2 protein-coding genes and 3 pseudogenes are annotated in these 5,806 nt (G+C 61.3%); 1 reads left to right on the forward strand and 4 read right to left on the reverse strand.

Going from position 1 to position 5,806, the window contains the following annotated elements; all coding sequences use genetic code 11:
* The 4 genes and pseudogenes from J7367_RS12800 to J7367_RS12815 form a co-directional block, all read right to left on the reverse strand.
* Positions 1–186 (reverse strand): annotated as a pseudogene (locus J7367_RS12800) (IS5/IS1182 family transposase); the annotation flags it as partial.
* A 51-nt stretch (positions 187–237) separates the two neighbouring features.
* On the reverse strand, positions 238–1,296 hold the full coding sequence (locus J7367_RS12805; RefSeq protein ID WP_081028036.1) for an ATP-binding protein: 1,059 nt from the start codon (positions 1,294–1,296) through the stop codon (positions 238–240).
* 86 nt (positions 1,297–1,382) lie between these two features.
* Positions 1,383–4,070, reverse strand: coding sequence for a pyruvate dehydrogenase (acetyl-transferring), homodimeric type (aceE, locus tag J7367_RS12810; protein ID WP_057664304.1), 2,688 nt, complete (start codon positions 4,068–4,070; stop codon positions 1,383–1,385).
* A gap of 412 nt (positions 4,071–4,482) precedes the next feature.
* Positions 4,483–5,480: pseudogene (locus tag J7367_RS12815) on the reverse strand (arabinogalactan endo-1,4-beta-galactosidase).
* Between the two features lie 226 nt (positions 5,481–5,706).
* Between J7367_RS12815 and J7367_RS12820 the strand changes: the two are divergent.
* A pseudogene (locus J7367_RS12820) lies at positions 5,707–5,806 on the forward strand (IS5 family transposase); the annotation flags it as partial.

The raw sequence follows: 5,806 nt of genomic DNA on the forward strand, positions 1-5,806 counted from the left end.
AATCCGCAACATCGTCGCCAGTGCGTACGGCTGCCGACCTGGCCGCCCCGACACTGGATAGTGCGGCGCGATCAGGGCAAGCAGTTGCTGCCACGGAACAACCTGCTCCATCTCGGCAAGAAAGATCTCGCGCCGGGTCTGCTTACGCTTGCCCAAGCCCTCAGCGTCACCGAACGTCAGCTGCATGGATGAATCCTCTACATAAGGCGATAGTGTCGCGCATCTGCGGTGAGTTGATCAGACCTTCCCTAAGACTCGTGAATAAACACTAAGTTCGGGCGCAAGACCTGCAAGCGATGCTTCCAGTTTATTACTACGATAAGCCAGAACATTAACCACTGAGTCCCTAACCGCGGTAACAATAAATGGACTATGAGTAGCCACTACAAACTGCACATTGGGAAACGCTTTCAGCAGATTGGGAAGTAACTCTCGCTGCATTGAAGGGTGCAGGTGATTCTCGGGCTCATCGATAACAACAACAAATTCACTAGCCTGATCGGAGTATGTAAATATTTGCCAAGCCAGATCTACTACTGCCCCAACCCCGCCAGAAACAGAATCAAGAAGAAACTCACCGCTCCTAGTAATTAATACAACGTCAGGGGTTCTGATCTCCAGGGAAATAAACCCAAGTGTACTGGGAATTACAGCCCTGAGCACTTCTATAAATCCAAGGTAAGACTTAAGTAAGTCAGGCCTACCCTGCACATAACCATTCCCTGCGCCGAAGGTGGCCATAGATATCAAGGCTTCCTTCATACGAAACATAGGTGAAACGCCGGAGTGGGCATGCCCATGAACGTAGCGATTCATCTGCTCATTATAGTAATTATGAAATGCTTGAACGGCACCAATACCTGTCGTCGGAATTGAACCTATCTGCTGGTATCTAGAAGCTACACGGTGCGAAGGAATACTAATTCCTTGAATATGGGACTGCGGATTAATTGTTATCCCGTACTCCACCCCACCGGTTGGGCTGACTGAGAGAACAGCCTTTTGTCCGTTTGAATATGTGACGTACCCGAATTCAGAAGAAGCTTCGCTCTCCCCTCTTAGCCAACTAAACATTCCCCTGATAACACCCGAGAGATAGCTTATTGAGCCGTCCCTGCCTTGACGAGGACTGGCAAGGTATGGACGAGCCCACCCAAGATGCTGCGTTAGCAATGAGAGAAGAGTGGTTTTTCCGGCTCCATTGGCGCCGGTTATTACCGTCAAGCGAGGGTGAATCTCAATATCGACATCATCGAACTGTCTCCACCCTTTTACAGCAAGCCTAGTGAACTTCATAAAATTCCCCTTTTCTCGCTAGCCTGCTTTCGCTGCCTGTAAGAGTGACTACAAAGAAAAAGGGGAGCTATGCTCCCCTTTCTGGCTCAAACCCCAACCGGATTCGCCTTCTCAGGATCAATCTTGTACTGCTTAATCGCCCGAGCCACATCCTTACCCGTCATCTTCCCATCCTTCGCCAGCGCGGCAATCGCCGCATGCGCGATGTAGTAACGGTCCACTTCGAAGAACCGGCGCAGATTCGCACGCGTGTCCGAGCGGCCGAAGCCGTCGGTGCCGAGGACGGTGTAGGTCATCGGGACGAAGGCGCGGATCTGGTCGGCGAAGGCGCGCACGTAGTCGGTTGCGGCGATGGCCGGGCCCTGGCGGCCTTCCAGCAGCTGGGTGACGTAGGGCTTGCGCTGTTCGGCCTCCGGGTGCAGGCGGTTCCAGCGTTCCACGGCGTAACCGTCGCGGCGCACTTCGTTGAGGCTGGGGCAGGACCAGATGTCGGCGGTGACGCCGAAGTCCTTGTCCAGCAGCTCGGCCGCGGCGATGGCTTCGCGCAGGATGGTGCCGCTGCCCAGCAGCTGCACGCGCAGCTCGCCCTTCTTGGGCTTGCCGGCGTCCTTGAGCAGGTACATGCCCTTGATGATGCCCTCGGCTGCGCCGTCCGGCATGCCGGGGTGGGCGTAGTTCTCGTTCATCAGGGTGATGTAGTAGTACTCGTCGATATGGTCTTCCATCATCGCCTTCATGCCGTGCTGCATGATGACGGTGACTTCGAAGCCGAAGGTGGGGTCGTAGCTACGCACGTTCGGAATCGAGCCGGCGATGACCTGGCTGAAGCCGTCTTCGTGCTGCAGGCCTTCGCCGTTGAGCGTGGTGCGGCCGGCGGTGCCGCCGAGTAGGAAGCCACGCGTGCGCATGTCCGCTGCCTGCCAGGCGATGTCGCCTACGCGCTGGAAGCCGAACATGGAGTAGTAGATGTAGAACGGCAGCATCGGCACGTCGGACACCGAGTAGCTGGTGCCTGCGGCCATCCACGAGGCGATGGCACCCGGCTCGCTGATGCCCTGCTGCAGCACCTGGCCGGTCTGGTCTTCGCGGTAGTACATCAGCTGGTCGGCATCGACCGGCTTGTACTTCTGGCCGAACGGCGCATAGATGCCGATCTGGCGGAACATGCCTTCCATGCCGAAGGTGCGCGCCTCATCGGCCACGATCGGCACGATGCGCGGGCCCAGTTCCTTGTCGCGCAGGGCGATGTTGAGGCTCTGCACGAAGGACATGGTGGTGGAATAGCTGCGCTCGCCGCTGTCCTTGAGCAGGCGCTCGAACTTGTCGAGCGTGGGCGCGACGAACGACTTGCTGGCCTTGGGGCGGCGCGAGGGCAGGAAGCCGCCGAGCACGCTGCGGCGTTCTTTCAGGTACTGCACTTCCGGGGAATCTTCGCCGGGGTGGTAGAACGGCACCTGGCCGTCTTCCAGCTGGGCGTCGGTGACCGGGATGTTGAAGCGGTCGCGGAAGTGCTTGACCGCCGCGTCGTCCAGCTTCTTGGTCTGGTGGGTGGGGTTGAGCGCCTCACCGGCCGAGCCCATGCCATAGCCCTTGACCGTCTTGGCCAGGATCACGGTGGGCATGCCGGTGGTGTTCACGGCCTGGTGGTAGGCGGCGTACACCTTGTGCGGGTCGTGGCCGCCACGGTTGAGGCGCCAGATGTCGTCGTCGGACAGGCCGGCGACCATGGCCGCGGTCTCCGGGTACTTGCCGAAGAAATTGGCGCGGGTGTAGGCGCCGCCGAAGGCCTTGCAGTTCTGGTATTCGCCGTCGACGGTTTCCATCATCAGCTTGCGCAGCACGCCGTCGGTGTCCTTGGCCAGCAGGGCATCCCAATAGCCGCCCCAGAGCAGCTTGATGACGTTCCAGCCGCCGCCACGGAACACGCCTTCCAGTTCCTGGATGATCTTGCCGTTGCCGCGCACCGGGCCGTCCAGGCGCTGCAGGTTGCAGTTGACGACGAAGATGAGGTTGTCCAGGCCTTCGCGGCCGGCCAGCGCGATGGCGCCCAGGGTTTCGGGTTCGTCGCTCTCGCCGTCGCCGATGAAGCACCACACCTTGCGGTCGGACTTCTCGATCAGGCCGCGGTTTTCCAGGTAGCGCATGAACTGCGCCTGGTAGATGGCCGCCAGCGGGCCCAGGCCCATCGACACGGTGGGGGTCTGCCAGAACTCGGGCATCAGCCACGGGTGCGGGTAGGACGAGATGCCCTGGCCGTCCACTTCCATGCGGAAGTTGTCCAGCTGGGACTGGCTGATGCGGCCTTCGAGGAAGGCGCGGGCGTAGATCCCCGGGGCGCTGTGGCCCTGGATGAACAGCAGATCGCCCGGATGGTTGTCCGAGGGCGCGCGCCAGAAGTGGTTGAAGCCCACGTCGTACAGCGTGGCGCTGGAGGCGAACGAGGCGATGTGGCCGCCCAGGTCGCCGGGCTTGCGGTTGGCGCGCACGACCGTGGCCATGGCGTTCCAGCGGATGATCGAGCGGATCTTCCACTCCAGCGCGGAGTCGCCGGGGTGCTTGGCCTCGTTAGCCGGGGAGATGGTGTTGACGTACTCGGTGGTGGGCGAGAACGGCAGGTAAGCGCCGGCGCGACGGGTCTGTTCGACCATGCCTTCCAGCAGCTGATGGGCGCGCTCCGGGCCTTCGACGTCGATGACGGCCTTGATCGATTCGAGCCACTCCTGGGTCTCGAGCGGGTTCGGATCGTTGTGCAGCACTTCGTTCAACCAGTTCATTAGCGCTCCCGGGGGGACACACCCCGCGGGTGTGTCGACATCGTGAATTCGTAAACCCCCAAGTGTACCGCACGCACCTGTTGCCATTCCTCGCTACGGGTGCGTATGGAATGGGACGCTGTCGTGCGCCGAGTGGGGCGTCGATGCCGGCTGGAACGACGGTACGGCGCAGCGGACGCTGCCGGTGTACGACCAAAGGATGAGGGCCAGCGGCGGGCGATGGACGGCCGCCGCCGTGGGGAATGGACCGATGTACATGCCCCCGTAGGAGCGCACCTGGGCGCGAGGAGCTTTCTCGGTAACGCCTGTCGCGCTCGGGTGCGCTCCTACGATGGCGGGATCTGTGGGTGCGGCTGGGTGCCTTCGCCAGGACATCCCCCGCGGCGGGCGCCGCCCCGTGGGGGCATGCTGGTCAGAACGCTTGCAGCGCTTCGGTCAGTTGGCCGTTATTGTTGACTGCGCCCATGGTGTAGCCCTGCCAGCCGGGGTAGGCGTTGGGTTCCCAATAGAACACGCCAAGCACGCGCGCGCCGATGCTGCTGCGGCTGAGCAGGTTGCTGAGCATGGCGCGGGTGGTGGCCGCTTGCTGCCAGTCCATGCCGACCTCGGAAATCACCACATCGCTGCCGTAGCGCGCAATCATGTCGCGCATGTTGGTGTCCAGGCGGCTGTTGTAGTCCTGCCAGCTGCCGACGGGGGGTAATGCGACATGCCGATGACATCCCACTTGCCGCCTGCCGAGCGCAGGTTGTCGAAGAACCAGCGGAAGTTGGCGTTGTCGTAGCCGTTGGCCAGATGCACGACGACCTTGGCATTGGGATACACCGCCTTGGTGGCGTTGTAGCCGCTGTTGATGAACTGGCCCAGGGTGGCGAAGTTGGGCGTCTTGCCTTCGTTCCACAGCATGCCGCTATTGATCTCGTTGCCGACCTGCACCCAGCTGACGGTGATGCCGTTGTCCTTGAGATATTTGAGGATGCCCTGGGTGTGGCTGTAGACATCGGTGTTGAGCTGGGCGACGGAGTGGCCGGCCCAGGCCGCAGGTTTGGTCTGTTTGCCCGGGTCGGCCCAGCTGTCGCTGTAGTGGAAGTCGATCATGATGCGCATGCCTTGCGCGGCGGCGCGCCTGGCCTTGTCCAGGGTGTCGCGGCCATCGTTCCAGCCGCCCGACGGGTTGACCCACACGCGCAGGCGAATGGCGTTGCCGCCGACATCCTTGAACAGCTTGATGAAGTCGGCGGTGTTGCCGGCTGCATCGCGAAACACCTGCGGCGGATTGTTGGCGGCCTGTTGATTGAGCCAGCTGACGTCCGCGCCTTTGGCGATGCCTTGCGCGCTGACGCCGGCGCTGCACAGACACAGCAGCAAGATGAGCCATACACGGTGGTAGTGCCTGCAAAAAATGGTCATGGAACGCTCCCTTGATCGATGAGTGTCGCGCCGGGTGGTGCCTTGCTTTGATCCCGCTGCCTTGCCTCGCGCGCGTGCGCGGCGTGGCAAGCGCCTGGCCGTGCATCGCTGCAAACCCGCAGCGATTCAAGCACGGCCGTACAGCCCGGTTGAGGCCGCTATAGGGAAGGTCTGATCAACTCACCGCAGATGCGCGACACTATCGCCTTATGTAGAGGATTCATCCATGCAGCTGACGTTCGGTGACGCTGAGGGCTTGGGCAAGCGTAAGCAGACCCGGCGCGAGATCTTTCTTGCCGAGATGGAGCAGGTTGTTCCGTGGCAGC

Source organism: Xanthomonas sp. D-36-1 (assembly GCF_017746155.1).
Lineage (GTDB): Bacteria > Pseudomonadota > Gammaproteobacteria > Xanthomonadales > Xanthomonadaceae > Xanthomonas > Xanthomonas cissicola.